Source organism: Clostridium sp. chh4-2 (assembly GCF_002899675.1).
Lineage (GTDB): Bacteria > Bacillota > Clostridia > Lachnospirales > Lachnospiraceae > CHH4-2.
The window spans coordinates 38611-54771 of sequence record NZ_PKUU01000017.1; the positions used below are offsets into that span (position 1 = coordinate 38611).

At 45.9% G+C, this 16161-nt stretch carries 15 protein-coding genes; 11 read left to right on the plus strand and 4 right to left on the minus strand.

All coding sequences use genetic code 11. The features are described from left to right. Positions 1-130 precede the first annotated feature (130 nt). The 7 genes from C0033_RS17285 to C0033_RS17315 all read left to right on the plus strand — a co-directional run bounded on the left by C0033_RS17285 (position 131) and on the right by C0033_RS17315 (position 8323). Positions 131-1081 carry an ABC transporter permease gene (locus C0033_RS17285; RefSeq protein ID WP_103229150.1) on the plus strand — a complete coding sequence of 317 codons (951 nt, stop codon included), beginning with the start codon at positions 131-133 and terminating at the stop codon, positions 1079-1081. Positions 1082-1096: 15 nt separating this feature from the next. After that, the gene (locus C0033_RS17290) at positions 1097-1966 is read left to right on the plus strand and encodes an ABC transporter permease (RefSeq protein WP_103229151.1); all 870 of its coding nucleotides are present in this window, start codon (positions 1097-1099) and stop codon (positions 1964-1966) included. A gap of 9 nt (positions 1967-1975) precedes the next feature. Continuing rightward, positions 1976-2950 (plus strand): ABC transporter ATP-binding protein, encoded by a 975-nt coding sequence (locus tag C0033_RS17295; protein ID WP_103229152.1) that lies wholly within the window; start codon positions 1976-1978, stop codon positions 2948-2950. 1 nt (position 2951) lies between these two features. Then, positions 2952-3908 (plus strand): oligopeptide/dipeptide ABC transporter ATP-binding protein, encoded by a 957-nt coding sequence (locus C0033_RS17300; RefSeq protein ID WP_103229153.1) that lies wholly within the window; start codon positions 2952-2954, stop codon positions 3906-3908. A 36-nt stretch (positions 3909-3944) separates the two neighbouring features. Continuing rightward, positions 3945-5615, plus strand: coding sequence for an ABC transporter substrate-binding protein (locus C0033_RS17305; RefSeq protein ID WP_180994788.1), 1671 nt, complete (start codon positions 3945-3947; stop codon positions 5613-5615). Positions 5616-5799: 184 nt separating this feature from the next. Continuing rightward, positions 5800-7149, plus strand: coding sequence for an MATE family efflux transporter (locus C0033_RS17310; RefSeq protein WP_103229155.1), 1350 nt, complete (start codon positions 5800-5802; stop codon positions 7147-7149). Between the two features lie 22 nt (positions 7150-7171). Then, a complete protein-coding gene (locus C0033_RS17315; protein ID WP_180994789.1) occupies positions 7172-8323 on the plus strand; it encodes a CapA family protein in 1152 nt (383 codons plus the stop codon). A gap of 412 nt (positions 8324-8735) precedes the next feature. Here C0033_RS17315 and C0033_RS17320 read toward each other — a convergent pair whose 3' ends face one another. Next, positions 8736-10319 (minus strand): peptidoglycan-binding protein, encoded by a 1584-nt coding sequence (locus C0033_RS17320; RefSeq protein WP_103229157.1) that lies wholly within the window; start codon positions 10317-10319, stop codon positions 8736-8738. 172 nt (positions 10320-10491) lie between these two features. On the opposite strand from C0033_RS17320, the gene C0033_RS17325 reads away from it, so the two are divergent. Beyond that, on the plus strand, positions 10492-11376 hold the full coding sequence (locus C0033_RS17325; RefSeq protein ID WP_103229158.1) for a dihydrodipicolinate synthase family protein: 885 nt from the start codon (positions 10492-10494) through the stop codon (positions 11374-11376). A gap of 125 nt (positions 11377-11501) precedes the next feature. Then, entirely contained in the window at positions 11502-12098 is a 597-nt protein-coding gene (locus C0033_RS17330; RefSeq protein WP_103229159.1) for a L,D-transpeptidase, read from the plus strand. A 290-nt stretch (positions 12099-12388) separates the two neighbouring features. Here C0033_RS17330 and C0033_RS17335 read toward each other — a convergent pair whose 3' ends face one another. From C0033_RS17335 to C0033_RS17345, 3 genes are all read right to left on the minus strand, one after another. Further along, complete coding sequence (locus C0033_RS17335) at positions 12389-12781, minus strand: hypothetical protein (RefSeq protein WP_180994790.1); 393 nt, start codon at positions 12779-12781, stop codon at positions 12389-12391. Further along, positions 12759-13748, minus strand: coding sequence for a 3-isopropylmalate dehydrogenase (locus C0033_RS17340; RefSeq protein WP_103229161.1), 990 nt, complete (start codon positions 13746-13748; stop codon positions 12759-12761). Before C0033_RS17340 ends, C0033_RS17335 begins: the two co-directional genes overlap by 23 nt. Before the next feature lie 342 nt (positions 13749-14090). Continuing rightward, positions 14091-15032 (minus strand): 3-isopropylmalate dehydrogenase, encoded by a 942-nt coding sequence (locus C0033_RS17345; RefSeq protein ID WP_103229162.1) that lies wholly within the window; start codon positions 15030-15032, stop codon positions 14091-14093. 336 nt (positions 15033-15368) lie between these two features. Between C0033_RS17345 and C0033_RS17350 the strand changes: the two genes are divergently transcribed. Together C0033_RS17350 and C0033_RS17355 are read left to right on the plus strand one after the other, a co-directional pair. Next, positions 15369-15755, plus strand: a complete 387-nt coding sequence (locus C0033_RS17350) for a DUF134 domain-containing protein (RefSeq protein WP_103229163.1) — start codon at positions 15369-15371, stop codon at positions 15753-15755. After that, the gene (locus C0033_RS17355) at positions 15752-16138 is read left to right on the plus strand and encodes a NifB/NifX family molybdenum-iron cluster-binding protein (protein ID WP_103229164.1); all 387 of its coding nucleotides are present in this window, start codon (positions 15752-15754) and stop codon (positions 16136-16138) included. The genes C0033_RS17350 and C0033_RS17355 overlap by 4 nt, the downstream gene beginning before the upstream one ends. Positions 16139-16161: the final 23 nt, after the last annotated feature.

Below are 16161 nucleotides of genomic sequence, written 5' to 3' on the forward strand. Positions count from 1 at the left end.
AAACAAATAAAAAGTATCAAATAGGCAGAAAAATTGGCACGGGTTTTGCTTATATAAAGATAAATAATGATTGAAAAATCAAAAGGAAAGGAGAGTAGGGTTTTAGTTTTCATAAAACCCGAATAAGGGAATGGGGCGTTATGTAGCAAAACGAATTTTATGGATGATTCCCATTTTATTGGGCGTATCATTTCTGGTGTTCACGCTGATGTATTTCACACCGGGAGATCCCGCCGCAATTATTATGGGAGCGGAAGCCACCCCGGCGGAACTGGAGGCATGCAGGGTGGAATTAGGACTTAATAAACCGTTTTTTGAACGGTACCTGCTCTATGTTTACAATGCGTTTTTCCATTTTGACCTGGGCACTTCTTATATCAATGACCGCCCGGTTATGACTGAACTGCTGCAGAGATTTCCATATACCTTCAGAGTTGCGGGAATCAGCGTTTTGATCGCCATGGTAATCGGAATTCCTTTGGGAGTTATGGCTGCGGTCAACCAGTATACATGGAAGGACAACGCATCCATGCTGGTGGCGCTTTTCAGTATGTCCATGCCGAACTTCTGGTTTGCGCTCATGCTGGTGCTTTTGTTTTCACTGAAACTGGGGTGGCTGCCGGCTACGGGAATCGGCCACTGGACCTGTTATATTCTGCCGTGTTTTTCCATTGGGGTACATAGTGCGGCGGGGCTGGCGAGGCAGACCCGGTCGGGAATGCTGGAAGTCATACGCCAGGATTACATTATAACTGCCAGGGCAAAAGGGCAGAAAGAAGGAAAGGTTATTTACGGCCACGCTCTCCGCAATGCGCTGATCCCCATCATCACTCAGGTGGGAACCATGCTTGGACACCAGATGGGCGGAGCCATTATTGCAGAATCCATTTTCTCCATACCGGGAATCGGATCTTATATGTCTACAGCTATTAAAAGCCGTGATTATCCGGTTGTCCAGGGCGGAGTGCTGTTTGTAGCCGTTATATTTGCACTGTCCATGCTGCTCGTTGACATTCTGTACGCTTTCGCTGATCCGCGAATGAAATCCAGGTATCAGACGGCGAAGAAAAGAACTGCGTAGAGGGGGAAAAGGAACGTGACGGAAGTAAAAGAGAGAAAGAAAAAACAAAGCCAGTTTTCAATCATCATGCACCGGTTGAAAAGAAATAAAATGGCTATGCTGGGCCTGGTAGTTATTGTACTCATGACACTGGCCGCTGTATTTGCTCCCATTATTGCGCCCTTTGGGTATGAGCAGCAGGATTTGTACCATATCTTTGCCGCTCCCGGAGGCGACCACCTGTTTGGGACGGACAACCTGGGCCGTGATATACTTAGCAGGCTTTTATATGGAGGACGGCAGTCTTTGAAAATCGGTATCGTATCGGTTGCCATTGCATCCACGCTGGGAATCATCATCGGATCTGTTGCGGGTTTTTATGGAGGAAGGGTGGATAACCTGCTGATGCGTTTTCTGGATATTTTCCAGGCGGTTCCTGCGCTGCTCATGTCCATCGCCATTGCAACCACGCTGGGGCCTGGAATCAATAATGCAATGCTGGCCATCGGTATTACCACGATCCCCGGCTATGCGCGAATGACAAGAGCTTCCTTTATGAGCGTCCGCGGAATGGAATATGTGGAGGCGGCAACCGCCATCAATGCCACGGATTTCCGCATCATTTTAAAACATATTCTGCCCAATGCCATTTCTCCCATGATCGTGCAGATTACCATGGGCGTGGCGTCATCTATACTGGCTGCTGCTTCCCTCAGCTTTATGGGGCTGGGAGCCCAGCCGCCGCTGCCTGAATGGGGAGCTATGCTGTCGGCAGGAAGAACATATATCAGAGATTATCCATACCTTTGTATCATTCCGGGCGTGGTTATCATGATGGCCGTACTTTCCTTAAATATGCTGGGAGACGGTTTGAGGGATGCGCTTGATCCCCGTCTGAAAAACTAGGAGGTACCTATGAGTCAGGAAAAATTAATCGAAGTAAATGATCTGGTGGTGGAGTATACCGCAGACGGCAATATCGTCCATGCCGTCAACGGAGTTTCCTTTTCTCTGAATAAAGGAGAAACGCTGGGCCTGGTAGGCGAGACGGGAGCGGGTAAAACCACAATAGCAAAGGCAATACTGAGGATTCTTCCGGATCCTCCGGCCAAGATCCGCGCCGGCAGTATTATTCTGGAAGGCAAAAATATGTTTGAAATGTCGGAGCGGGAGATGCGGACGATTCGCGGAAACAAGATCTCCATGATCTTCCAGGATCCGATGACGGCCTTAAATCCCATCTACACGGTGGGATTCCAGATTGCGGAAGCCATCGGCCTTCATGAAAATATCAGCAGAAAAGAAGCGGAAATCAGAGCCGTTAAAATGCTGGAAATGGTAGGAATTCCAGGAGAACGGTTCGGCGAATATCCCCACCAGTTTTCCGGCGGCATGAAGCAGAGGGTGGTAATCGCCATGGCTTTGGCGTGTAATCCGGAACTGCTTCTGGCGGACGAGCCAACCACCGCACTGGATGTAACCATTCAGGCTCAGGTGCTGGATATGATGAATAATCTGAAGAAAGAACTGGACACCTCCATGATACTCATCACTCATGATCTGGGAATCGTTGCGGAGATGTGCGATAAGGTGGCTGTGGCCTATGCGGGGGAAATCGTTGAAATCGGTTCGGCGGAAGAACTGTTTGACCATACCAGCCATCCCTATACAGAAGGGCTTTTCGGCTCCCTTCCCAGCTTAAAAAGTAAAGAAAAACGGCTGAAACCCATTTCGGGCATGATGCCTGATCCGATGAACCTTCCAAAGGGATGCTCTTTTTCACCCAGGTGTCCTTATGCCACGGAAGAATGCCGGAACAATAAAATCCAGCTCGCTCATTTAGGCGGCACGCATTACAGCCGCTGTATCAGAACAGGGGAGGTGAAATAGAGTGGATCAGATTTTGGAAGTTCAAAACCTAAAAAAATATTTTCCTACTCCCAAGGGAACGCTGCATGCGGTGGATGATGTTTCATTTTCACTGAAAAAAGGAACGACGCTGGGAGTTGTAGGGGAATCGGGATGCGGAAAATCCACCCTTGGCAGAACCATTTTACATCTTCTGGACAGTACAGGCGGAAAAATCATGTTCGAAGGCGAAGATGTGACCAGTGTGAACAAACAGAAGCTGCGCCAGTTAAGGGAAAAGATGCAGATCATTTTCCAGGACCCTTTTTCTTCCCTGAATCCCCGTATGTCGGTAAGTGAGATCATACAGGAACCGCTGGTGCTAAGAGGCGGTATGAGCAACGAAGAGATGGAGAAGGAAACGTTAAATCTGATGGAAACGGTAGGCCTTGCGGAACGCCTTGCAACCTCCTATCCCCATGAACTCGACGGAGGCCGCAGGCAGAGAATCGGCATCGCCAGGGCTCTGGCGTTAAACCCCAGCTTTATCGTATGCGATGAGCCGGTTTCCGCGCTGGATGTTTCGATTCAGGCACAGATCCTGAACCTGATGCTGGATCTTCAGGAACAGCGGGGGCTGACCTACATTTTCATCACCCATGACCTGTCGGTAGTAAAGTATATATCCAATGAAATCGCGGTTATGTATCTGGGGCAGATGGTGGAGAAAACCACTTCGGATGAACTGTTTGAATATACGTTGCATCCTTACACAAAAGCGTTATTGTCGGCGATTCCAATACCGGATATTCATGTTAAGAAAAACCGTATTTTGTTAAAAGGGGAGATCACATCTCCAATCAATCCGAAGCCGGGCTGCCGGTTTGCGGCCAGATGTCCTTATGTGGAAGAAAAATGCCATCTGCCGCAGGAGCTGAAGGAAATTATGCCAGGACATTTTGTTTCCTGCTGCAAGGTGGAAGAGATTAATCATTTGTAAATTATAATGCCTGAGAAGGCAGAATGGAGGGTATTTATGAAGTTAAAAAAGGTTATGGCATTGACTATGGCTGTAGTGATGGGGTTCAGCATGGCCGGGTGCGGCGGTTCCGGCAAAGGAAGCCAGCCGGCGGCGGGCAGCGAGGCGAAAGCGGCGGAGTCGTCACAGACGGAAACCACATCCGCACCGGCTACGATAGATGCAAAATCAGCTGCCGGCGATGAGGATGCCTTGGCACAGGAGATGGTGATGCCAACCGCCAGCTCCAGGGATACGGTCAACATCCAGGTTTCTTCAGATCCGGGATCCTTATGCCCCTTTAGTACAGGCGGCGGCCAGTCGGCCAATATCATTTACAAACAGATTTGTGAACCTTTATTCGATTATGGATTTAACTATGAGGTGGTCCCTATTCTGGCGGAAAGCTGGGAGCAGACGGATGATACCCATTATACATTCCATTTGAGACAAGGCGTTAAATATACGGACGGCAAAGATTTTACTGCAAAGGATGTTTTGTTCTCCATCAAAATGTATGCGGACGATCCGGCTAAAAAACAGTATGTGAAGACGATTGACATTGAAAATACCAAAATTATCGACGATCACACCATTGAAATCGCTTTGACCAAACCGGATGCATACTTTATGAGCTGCTTTAAAAGCTGCGTAATCATGAATGAGGAGTCCTACAACAACAGCCCTGATAAATTTTCAGAAAAACCCATTGGAACCGGCCCATATAAGCTGGAAAGCTATATCGGAGGAAATTCAGCTAAGCTGGTGGCCAATGAAGATTACTGGGAAGGAACGCCTGCAATTAAAAATGTAAATATCAAAGTAATTAACGATGTATCACAACGGTGTATTGAATTGGAAACAGGCGGAGTGGATCTGGTTGTGGAACTGGGGCAGACGGATTATGGCCGTATTGAGTCAGACGACCGTTTTAACGCAATCATCAAACCGGGATACAAATCCAACTCTTTCTACTTTAACTGCAGCGAACATTCCATTTTTAACGATGTAAGAGTTCGTCAGGCGGTGGCTTATGCCATTGATAACGCTGCAATTTTTGCGGCGGTCTATCAGAACAAATTCGGTTCCATATCGACTGCATTTCCATCTAACGGCATGATCGACTATGATCCGAAATGGGAAGAGGGCGGTTACTATGCATTAGATGTTGAGAAAGCAAAAGCTCTGCTGCAGGATGCGGGAATCGCAGAAGGCACTAAGATTACGATCATAACAAATGAGGATAAAACCCTTCTGTCGAACTGCGAAATCGTTCAGGCGATGCTGTCTCAGATCGGTTTGACAGCTGAGATATCATCTTATGAAAAAGCGGTTTATAACTCCGCAATTGACGATGAAGCGGGCGGCTGGGATATGGCTACCAACTCCTTTACCGCTCCGTCCGGTTATGTGGCAGATATGGGATATGCCTACTTTGCGAAAGATGGAATCAACCGCTCCTGCTATTTCAATCAGGAACTGGAAGATGCGGTAGTTGCCAGCACGCAGATCACGGACGACGCAAAGCGAAAAGAGCTGACCGATAAGATCGTGCAGATCCTTCAGGATGATGTTCCTGCTTATGCTTATACCCGTCTGGCCGTAAACTGGGCCTGGGTGAAAGAGTTAAAGGGATTTAACGTTTGGGGACAGAACGATTTATTCGTTAAATATCTGTATTTTGAATAATTAGTAACAGTTAAGAGGCGGGAAAATTGATATGGAATCAGACGTTAAGTTCGCTTATAAGGCTGATTCCATATCAATTTTCACATTGGCCGGAGATGACAAAAATCCTGCCCGCTTTGGCCAGAAGCCGGCATTTTAACGTGTGCCTGCGCAAAACGCTTCGGCATGGAAGGAATAAAATGATATGCCCATTATTAAAGAAAAAGACTTTTATATTCATGTAGTGAAACTGGTACTTCCTGTAGCGGTTCAAAGCCTGATCACCACCGGGATCAACCTGATGGATACCGTGATGCTGGGCAGTTTTGGAGAACTGCAGTTATCGGCGTCCGCTCTGGCAAACCAATTTGTTATGCTGTTTCAGATTTTCTGTATGGGGGTTGGCTGCGGGGCCGCTGTTCTCACCGCCCAGTATTGGGGCAGCAAAGAATTGTCAAAGCTTAAACAGGTCATGACCCTGATGTTCAGAATCGTGCTGATCGCGGGAACGGCCTGTATGTTATTTGTGATGGGAAATTCAGCCTGGATTTTGTCCGTATATACAAAGGATGAACAGGTGATCATATACGGCGTAAAATATATGAAAATTCTCCAGTATACGCTGATTTTCTATGCAGTTTCCATCGTGTCCACCCAGGTGCTCAGAAGTGTGAAAATGATGAAGATCCCCATGTACAGCTCCTGTATTTCATTTTTTCTCAATATCTTTTTTAATTACGTCTTTATCTTCGGAAAATTCGGAATGCCCAGGCTGGAAATCCAGGGAGCTGCCATCGGTACCTTAGTGGCCCGTGTGTTTGAGATGTGTTTTATTATGGGTTATATCTTGTTTGTGGACAAAAAGATACAGTACCGGATCAAAGACCTGTTCCGGCCCTGCATGGCCCAGCTGGGAAAATTTGCCCGATACAGCATCCCTGTAATGGTCAGCGACATGCTTTTAGGGGTTGGAAACAGCGCGGTGTCTGTGGTTATGGGGCATATCGGCGCGGGTTTTGTGGCTGCTAATTCGGTGACCAATGTGACATCCCATATCAGCACGATTCTGGTGATGGGATTTGCAACTGCGGCTTCTTCTGTGGTGGGAAATACGTTGGGAGAAGGGAAAGAAGACCGGGCGTTTACAGAAGGAATTACGTTTTTCTTTTTGGCAGTTTTGCTGGGAATATTCGGCTGCGTGCTGATATTGGTGACCAGCGGTCCCATTCTTGGAATGTACACTTTGGAAGAGGAGACGGTAATGATTGCCGGACAGCTGATGGAGGCAATTGCAATCATTGTATTCTTCCGCTGTACCAGCATGATTTTAACAAAAGGGGTGCTGCGGGCAGGCGGGGATACCAGATTTCTGATGATTGCGGACATCATCTTCTTGTGGGTGATCTCCATTCCCTTGGGATATATGGCCGGTTTGGTGTGGCATCTTTCGGCATTTTGGATTTACTTTGCGCTTATGGGTCATACGGTGTTAAAGAGTGTGCTGTGTATCTGGCGCCTTCTTTCGAAAAAATGGATGCACCGGATTGCGGAATAAAACAAAAGAAATGGAGGAAATGATGGAAAATCGTGAATTAGTCATGTATGGAGTAGGGGACTGTGCCCCTTACAGAGAGGATTTGTCATCGTCATTTGTGCATGTGGCGGACCGGTTCAGAAAAGGAGATCTGACATTCGGGCAATTAGAGGCTGTGCTCAGTGAAAACGGTGTTTTATCCTCCTGTACCAGAATGCCATGCAGTTCGAAACCGGAGCTTGCCGGGGTGATGAAGGACGCCGGCTTTGATGTGATTTCTTTTGCATCCAATCACGCTCTGGACTATGGAAGAGATGCTTTTTGTGAAACCTGCGGCCATATACGGGCTGCGGGCCTGTATTTAACCGGAGCGGGAGAGGATGAAGAAACAGCCAGAAAATATCCTGTAATCGATGTTGAAGGAACTAAGGTGGCAGTGCTGGCCTACAACAGCATTCTGCCCCAAGGCTTCTGGGCCCAGGAAAAACGTCCGGGCTGCAATCCGGCCAGAGGCATATCCGCTTATGTCCCCGTTGAACATGACCAGCCGGGAACACCATGCCGGATCTACACCTTCCCTCATCCGGAAGACCTGGATCATATGATTAAGGACATTGAAGAAGCGAAACAGAAATCCGATCTGGTGATCGTATCGATTCATTGGGGAATCCACTTTAAAGAGGCGGTGGTGGCTGATTATCAGAAATATTATGCACATTTTGCCATCGATCACGGAGCCGACCTGATCCTCGGCCACCATGCCCATATTCTGAAGCCGGTGGAAGTATACAGGGGAAAGGCAATTTTTTACAGCCTGGGCAACTTTGCCATGGAAGAAGTAACAGACATGCTCCGCGACCAAAAAGCCATCGGCCAGGATATGAAGACCTCTAAAAACCACACGGAAATGACCGCCATCAGCCCCGCCTTCCAAACCACAAAGCGAAGCTTTCCCATGGACTGCTATTTATCCATGGTTGTAAAATGGACCGTTAAAAATAAAAAACTCCAAACCGTATCCTATCTCCCCGCCTACCTTCCAAAAGACGGCTCCCCCTACATCTTATCTTCCGAAGATCCGAAATTTAATGAGGTAGTGGAATATGTAAAGAAAATTAACCGAGACCAAAAACTTGAGGACGATATTTTTAAGATTAATGGTGGAGAAGTTTATGTGGCAGGCGTGATTGGCTGACCTATGGCGGCAAGAATACACATGGTTGCCGTAATAATTACTCTTACCTGCTAAATCTTTTTTATCCCCAGCTAGCCAAGCAACAGCCGGAAAGAAGGGAGGAGCCGGGCGGCCGGAGAACATAAAAAGGGATAGGGGATCGTTTGCAGCCCCTTAGTGATACTTGGCTGCCAAGAATGAAAAAAGGCAGACAAATACTGAATTCCGAATCAGTATTTGAGGTGCCCTCTGAGCGATGAAGTCATCAAGAGTTCACCGCGAATGGGCACCGCGCTGCCTTTTTTCGTTCTTGGAAGCCGTAGTATCACTTAGGGGCGAAACTCGAATCCCCTATCCCTTTTTATGTTCTCCGGCCGCCCGGCTCCTCCCTTCTTTCCGGCGTACCTTAGTCAATAAACAAAGATTTTACCCCCTATCCAAAGATTCTCCATCCGCAGATAAAGTTATTGGACCACCATCCGCTCAAACTTCTATGAACTACCTTTCCGTTACTGGAAGAAGCGTCGATTACGGTGCCGCCGCCTGCAACGATGCCTACGTGGCCGCTTACCACGATGATATCTCCAGGCTGGAGAGCGGAGATGCTGTTGATCTTGGTATATTTTCCAACGCTCCGCCATCCGGAGGAGGTCAGATAACTCTGTCTGACGCCGGCCTGGTTCAGACACCAGTAGACGAAACCGGAACAGTCAAAGGAATTCGGTCCCTTGGCGCCCCATACGTAAGGGCTGCCGATCTTGGAACTGGCAATGGAGATCAAAGCGTTTGCACCGGCTCCGCCGCCACCGGAAGAACCGCCGCTGGAGGAACCGCCTCCGCCGGAAGAACCACCGGAACCGCCTCCGGTGTTATTCTTAGAGCCCCCACCGGAGGAAGTTTTTCCTGAATTAGCCGGGGCTTTGTTCACTTTATCGGAAGTCAGTTTCGCCATGGTCATGATTCCAACCGATCCGTCTGCGGACAAGCCGTTGTTGGACTGGAAGGATTTAACCGCCTGTTCTGTCAGTTCACCGAAATATCCGGTTGCGTTGGCAGAGGAGAGGTAGCCGTATTTGCTGAGAAGCTGCTGAACCCGTTCCACTGCATCGCTGCTGTCGCCCAATACAAGGCCGTTAGGGCGGGCACTGGAGCTGTTTAAGGCAATTCTGGTGGATGGCCCTAAATAACCGTCCACTACCAGGTCGTTTCTGGACTGGAACTGTTTAACGGCTACGGATGTGTCGCTGCCGTATGTTCCATCCGGTTTGGAAGTCATATAGCCCAATTCATTCAAACGGTTTTGGGCGGCCAATACCACTTCGCTCTTTTCTCCAAATGCCAGGATGTTCGGTTTGATCTCATCACTGTACATCAGGTTCAAGGTCTGCCAGCCCACCTTGCCATCCATGTTGATTCCGTTGGTTTCCTGAAGCTTTAATACTGCGGCTTCCGTGGTATCGCCGAAATTACCGGTTACAAGATCAGCGGTGGGGAGATACCCCAGTTCATAGAGACGGTTCTGGATTCTCTTGATATCCTCACCGGAAACCCCTTTTGCCACGGCATAATACTTTGCGTCCGGGTTCATGATGGAATCCCATGTGGTGCTGCCCACGATGCCGTCCATAGCCAGTTCGTTCTGTCTCTGGAAGGAGCGGACAGCGGCTTCGGTAACTGGGCCGTAGTATTCTGTAGGCTCATCATTTTCCATAAAGCCTAATTCCATCAGCCGGGCCTGGAGTTCTGCAACTTTTGCATGCTGGACGCCGTTTCGCAGATATTCCGGCGCGGGTTCTGTTTCCGGTATGTTCATTTTTTCTATGTATTCATATTCTGGTCCGTCAGGTGTTAACCGTTTCATGCCGTCAGGCATCTGCAGTTCGTTGGAAGCGGCAGCGGTTTCCACTGCGTCGGAAGGAGTCGCCGTGATGGGTTTCGCCTTGGTACAGGCAGAAAGCATACAGGCGGACAGGGCAGCGGCTAACAGCAGAGGTTTATAAATTTTATTTTTAGTCATCTTCACAGTCCTTTCATTAAGTCGAATCTTGTCTATTTTAACATATATTTGTTCAATAGAAAAGAGATATCACAATAAGATATTTTGTGATATAATCGGAATGGAAAAAGGGCTTTATTTTAAGCCATTAAAAGACATTTGGAAATAAAAGGAGAAAGGAACAGGAACGAATATGAATACAGGTGAGTTGGGAATTTATGTAGCTTCTGTGACCCCGTTTACACAGGATGACCAGGTATGGGGGGATGCACTTGTACAGCTGATGGAACGCAATTTAGAGGAAGGTGCGGCCGGATTTTTTATCGGAGGAAGCAGTGCGGAGTGCTTTTTACTTTCCCATGAAGAGCGGGTGAAAACATTTGAAACCGCTTCTTTTGCAAAGGGAAGAACCGACCTGATTGCCCATGTGGGCAGCCTGTCCACAAAGGAATCCATCGAATTTGCCAAAGAGGCAAAAAAATTGGGATTTGACAGGATTGCAGCAACTCCGCCGTTATATTACGGCTTTTCACCAAAAGAGGTGTGCAAATACTATTATGAGATTTCAGCGGCAGTGGATATGCCGGTGATCGTATATAATTTCCCGGGAAATACCAAAAGAGAATTTGATTTAAACCAGCCGGATTACAGAGAACTGTTTACCAGCCAGGCCATTGAAGGCGTGAAACATACCAATCAGGTGGTGTATCAGATGGAACGTTTTCTGGAATTAAATCCGAATCTGAAGATTTGGAATGGATTTGACGAGACGATGGTGGCCGGCCTGGCTTTGGGGGCTCACGGTTCTATTGGAAGCACTTTTAACTGTATGCTGCCTCATTATAAGAAGATTTTCGATGCATTTTTAGAGGGAAGAATCGATGATGCCCGCCGGATGCAGCATAAAGCCAATCATATTATGGAAGCGTTCTGCAATGTGGGACTGATTCCGGCTGTAAAATATGTGCTGGAAACCCAGGGCAATCCTGTGGGCAGCCCCAGAAGTCCGTTTATGGAGTTAGGGGAAGAAGCTAAGCGGTATGTGGACCGGATTTTAGCGGAAAATCTGATTAAATAGCGGAGAGCTGCAATTGTAAGGGCAGTGAATCGTAACCGCTGAACAATTAAGAATTTTGTAACATGCAATTGCCATAGAAGATGGTATACTTATGCTATCAGAAAAAATATGACAAGGAGCAGGACATGAAAGAAAAGACAGGAAAAAGAACGAGACGGGTTCTGACTGCCATACTGACTGCGGTGCTTACCTTATCCTTTACAGCAGGAAGCCAGGCAGGCGTCGTGGGACCGGGAGCGAAGATCAAGCCGTCTACCAACGGAGTTACCATTTATGTGAGTAAGATCAACAAGGAAGTGATTTTAAAGCAGAACGGAGTTGTGATCGGCACTTATCCGGCCTCATTGGGAGAGGAATCCGGCTCGGGCGATAAAGAGGTTCAGGGAGACCGAAGAACACCCAGCGGAAGCTTTTACGTGTGCCTGAAAAATGAAAAAAGTGACTATTATCTCGCGTTAGGTGTTTCTTATCCCGCCATTCCGGATGCTAAACGAGGCTATGAGGCAGGACTTATTACCGAAGAAGAACGGGATGCCATCATTAAAGCTAATGAGGCAGGAGAGACGCCGCCTTGGGATACCGCTCTTGGCGGAGCCATTGAGATTCACGGCGACCGGTATCCCGGAGGTGTGACTGCAGGATGTATCGCAGTCGATAATTCCGTGATGGATATCTTATGGGAATATTGTCAGGTGGGAGTGCCGCTTACAATTGGGCCGTAGTTGGTGCATTGTTGTTTACAGATACTATAAATTATAAAAAAATGATGCAAGGGCGGAAAAATGTTTATACACTTTTCTGCCCTTGTTTTATTGATCTCATTTCTCATACAGGCCTCTGTATTTTCTTGCCGGCTTTTACTTCCTGGGGTAAAACTAAATCGCGTTACTGATATAGGATTTATGCATAATCCGTTGGTGTCGGATGACGTTCTTAGTTTGAATGTGTTATGGATATCAAATATGCTGAAGCTAAAATTAAATAGGCCGACTTATGCATATGGGATTTTGGTTTATTGTGCTGTAGGGTTTCCGTATTTATTAAAATAAGTTTCAGCATTTTCCGGACTTAGTTCAAAGCGTTTTACCAATTTTGCAGTGATTTGTTCTTTGGTTTTCCGTTCTTCCAAGTTATCTAATATTAATGCCCGAATGCCTTGTTCCAAGCCCTGTTCCAGACCTTGCTGTAACCCTTGTTCCAGACCTTGTTGCAATCCCTGTTTCAGCCCCTGTTCCAAACCTTGCTCTTTCCCTAACTGTACACCCCGCTTAACGCCTTCTTCCAATTCATCCGCAAATAATTCTCTGATTGCATCACACATATTTTTTGCCTCCTCTACTACCTCATGGATTGCTCTCATTAAAAAGATTATTAGATTTGGCTTATAAAGCTGTGGTGTTATCATATTTATTAAAATAAGTTTCCGCATTTTCCGGACTTAGTTCAAAGCGTTTTACCAATTTTGCAGTGATTTGTGCTTTGGTTTTCCGTTCTTCCAAGTTATCTAATATTAATGCCCGAATGCCTTGTTCCAAGCCCTGTTCCAGACCCTGCTGTAACCCTTGTTCCAGGCCCTGTTCCAGACCTTGCTGTAACCCTTGTTCCAGGCCCCGTTCCAGACCCTGCTGCAAACCCTGTTCCAAACCTTGCTCTTTTCCTAACTGAACACCTCGCTTAACGCCTTCTTCCAACTCATCCGCAAATAATTCTCTGATTGCATCGCACATATTTTTTGCCTCCTCTACTACCTCATGGTTTGCTCTCATTATCACATCCATAACAGCCGAATATAAAGGACTGTTTCGTTTCTGTCTGTATTCTCTTGCCAGCCGGTCAATATCATCTGTAATCGTCAGATTCTTTCTCAGCCTGCTCATCCAAATATTGTTTTCAGAAGAAAGCCGGTCAATTACGATGATCTGCATGGGAAATACGCCACCGTTCACATAATAGATACCAGATTCCACACAATCGATAAAAAATTCCTTCCGTTCGGATAAATAGTTCATCAGTTTTTTAGGAATATGAGTGCATACAAAGGTAATTGTAATTTCTTCCGGCTGTATCTGGCATACCTTTTCCGTATCCGACTGGTAAAAGCAGGCATATCCCAGAACTTTATAGTAATCGTTGATACTAAGATAATCTTCCGGGCTTTTATATTCGATAATGTTATGTTCTCTGAATATCTTACCAATATTTTTATGAATCCTGTCTCCACGCCGAAGCTTAATAATCAGTGCATCAATTAATAATGGCTTTTTGCTTAGCTGATGTTCATTTTCAAAATGAAGTTTATTCAATTCATCACCAAATTCGATCTGAGCCGCAGCATAAAAAGCGGGATGCCACTGTAAAATTTCTGTCTTCATCTGTCTCTCCTTATTATATTATTTTTCAATGTCAGAATCAAGTTTTGTACTGAGCTACCTCCTGTTTTTGATTTGTTTTATATGGAAAACTGCGGCCGGAACGGCCTTACGACTACGGTTCAATTCCGCAGAATTAGAATATAGAAAATATATTTTGCTATTTAAATATCGGGTAATAAGCTTTTACAATACGTATATGACAGTATTTGAGCTCTTTATTATGTTTGATTGAATTAATGCGCCTGAAAAGCGTAGAATTAAAAGCCGACATAGTTGTCAATCCCACGCTTTTCAGGATGGATATCAGCTTAGCCGAGGAAAGAAAAGACTATTAGATTTGACTTATAAAGCTGTGGTGTTACCATATTTATTAAAATAAGTTTCCGCATTGTCCGGACTTAGTTCAAAGCGTTTTATCAATTTTGCAGTGATTTGTTCTTTGGTTTTCCGTTCTTCCAGGTTATCTAATATCAATGCACGAATGCCTTGCTCCAACCCCTGTTCCAGACCTTGCTGTACCCCTTGTTTCAGCCCTTGTTCCAGGCCCTGCTCTAAACCCTGCTCTTTTCCTAACTGAACGCCCCGCTTAACGCCTTCTTCCAACTCATCCGCAAATAATTCTCTGATTGCATCACACATATTCTTTGCCTCCTCTACTACCTCATGGTTTGCTCTCATTATCACATCCATAACAGCCGAATACAAGGGGCTGTTTCGTTTCTGTCTGTATTCCCTTGCCAGCCGGTCAATATCGTCCGCAATCGTCAGATCCTTTCTCAGCCTGCTCATCCAAATATTATTTTCAGAAGATAGCCGGTCAATTACTATGATCTGCATGGGAAATACACCGCCATTTACATAATAGATACCAGTTTCCACACAATCAATAAAAAAGTCCTTTCGTCCGGATAAATAGTTCATTAGTTTTTTAGGAAAGTGAGTGCATACAAAGGTAATTGTAATCTCCTCCGGCTGTATTTGGCATACCTTTTCCGTATCCGACTGATAAAAGCAGGCATACCCCAGAACTTTATAGTAATCGTTGATACTAAGATAATCTTCCGGGCTTTTATATTCGATAATATTATGTTCTCTGAATATCTTACCAATATTTTTATGAATCCTGTCTCCACGCCGAAGCTTAATAATCAGCGCATCAATTAATAATGGCTTCTTGCTCAGCTGATGTTCATTTTCAAAATGAAGTTTATCCAATTCATCACCAAATTCGATCTGAGCCGCAGCATAAAAAGCGGGATGCCACTGTAAAATTTCTGTCTTCATCTGTCTCTCCTTATTATATTATTTTTCAATATCAGAATCAAGTTTTACGCTGTGCCACCTCCTGTATTTAATTTGTTTTAAATGGAAAACTGCGGCCGAAACGGCCAAACGACTGCGGTCATATCCCGCAGAATTGAAATATAGAAAAAAATATTGTGCTGTTTATTATATCAGGAAAAACTGCTTACCGCAATACACATACGGCCGTAATCATTTAAATATTAATCAATATTAACCAACAGTAACTTCCCCCAAAACAATTTATAACAATATACTTGACATATGCCGGTAACAAGAGTAATATATGACATATGTCAGAAATGAAGGAGAACTGTTATGCCCCGTCCACAGAAGAAACGCAGAATATGTGCAATGCCTGAATTTGCAGCATTTGCACCGTGTCACAGGGATATGGAAGCGGAACGAGTGGATATGACCCTGGATGAATACGAAGCGATCCGTTTAATTGATCTTTTAGGCTGTACCCAGGAAGAGTGCGCCAACCAGATGGAGATTGCCAGAACCACGGTTCAGGCGATTTACGATAGTGCCAGAAAGAAAGTGGCGGATGCTTTAATCAATGGGAAACGGCTGGAAATCGGAGGCGGACAATACAGAATCTGCCCTCATTCCGGACAGTGCTGCGAACATGCGTGCAGGAAGCGGGAAAACCGGGGAAAGCACTGCTGCAGCAAAGGAAAAGATGAGGAGGTTTCACAATGAAGAAAATAGCGGTAACTTATGAAGACGGCCAGGTATTTCAGCATTTTGGCCATACAGAACAGTTTAAGGTATATGAAGTGGAAGACGGAAAAGCCGTTAATAGCCAGGTGATCGATACGGTAGGCGAAGGACACGGCGCGCTGGCCGGATTTTTAAAGGATAAGGGAATTGATACCCTGATCTGCGGCGGCATCGGTATGGGCGCCAGAATGGCCTTATCAGAAGCCGATATTGATTTATATCCGGGAGTGTCAGGAAATGCAGATGAGGCAGTTGACGCTTTATTAAAAGGCAGCCTGAATTACGATCCTGATACCATGTGCAATCATCATCACGAAGGTGACCATGATTGCCATAGCGATGACCACCATTGCCATTCATAAGATTTACAGTGGAAAGGCATTCT

Bases quoted from the DNA above. Each gene is read 5' to 3' on its own strand.
- C0033_RS17285 (WP_103229150.1), top strand. From the start codon at position 131: ATGGGGCGTTATGTAGCAAAACGAATTTTATGGATGATTCCCATTTTA.
- C0033_RS17355 (WP_103229164.1), top strand. From the start codon at position 15,752: ATGAAGAAAATAGCGGTAACTTATGAAGACGGCCAGGTATTTCAGCAT.
- C0033_RS17345 (WP_103229162.1), bottom strand. From the start codon at position 15,032: ATGAAGACAGAAATTTTACAGTGGCATCCCGCTTTTTATGCTGCGGCT.
- C0033_RS17340 (WP_103229161.1), bottom strand. From the start codon at position 13,748: ATGAAGACAGAAATTTTACAGTGGCATCCCGCTTTTTATGCTGCGGCT.
- C0033_RS17320 (WP_103229157.1), bottom strand. From the start codon at position 10,319: ATGACTAAAAATAAAATTTATAAACCTCTGCTGTTAGCCGCTGCCCTG.
- C0033_RS17325 (WP_103229158.1), top strand. From the start codon at position 10,492: ATGAATACAGGTGAGTTGGGAATTTATGTAGCTTCTGTGACCCCGTTT.
- C0033_RS17335 (WP_180994790.1), bottom strand. From the start codon at position 12,781: ATGATAACACCACAGCTTTATAAGCCAAATCTAATAATCTTTTTAATG.
- C0033_RS17330 (WP_103229159.1), top strand. From the start codon at position 11,502: ATGAAAGAAAAGACAGGAAAAAGAACGAGACGGGTTCTGACTGCCATA.
- C0033_RS17315 (WP_180994789.1), top strand. From the start codon at position 7,172: ATGGAAAATCGTGAATTAGTCATGTATGGAGTAGGGGACTGTGCCCCT.
- C0033_RS17350 (WP_103229163.1), top strand. From the start codon at position 15,369: ATGCCCCGTCCACAGAAGAAACGCAGAATATGTGCAATGCCTGAATTT.
- C0033_RS17310 (WP_103229155.1), top strand. From the start codon at position 5,800: ATGCCCATTATTAAAGAAAAAGACTTTTATATTCATGTAGTGAAACTG.
- C0033_RS17305 (WP_180994788.1), top strand. From the start codon at position 3,945: ATGAAGTTAAAAAAGGTTATGGCATTGACTATGGCTGTAGTGATGGGG.
- C0033_RS17295 (WP_103229152.1), top strand. From the start codon at position 1,976: ATGAGTCAGGAAAAATTAATCGAAGTAAATGATCTGGTGGTGGAGTAT.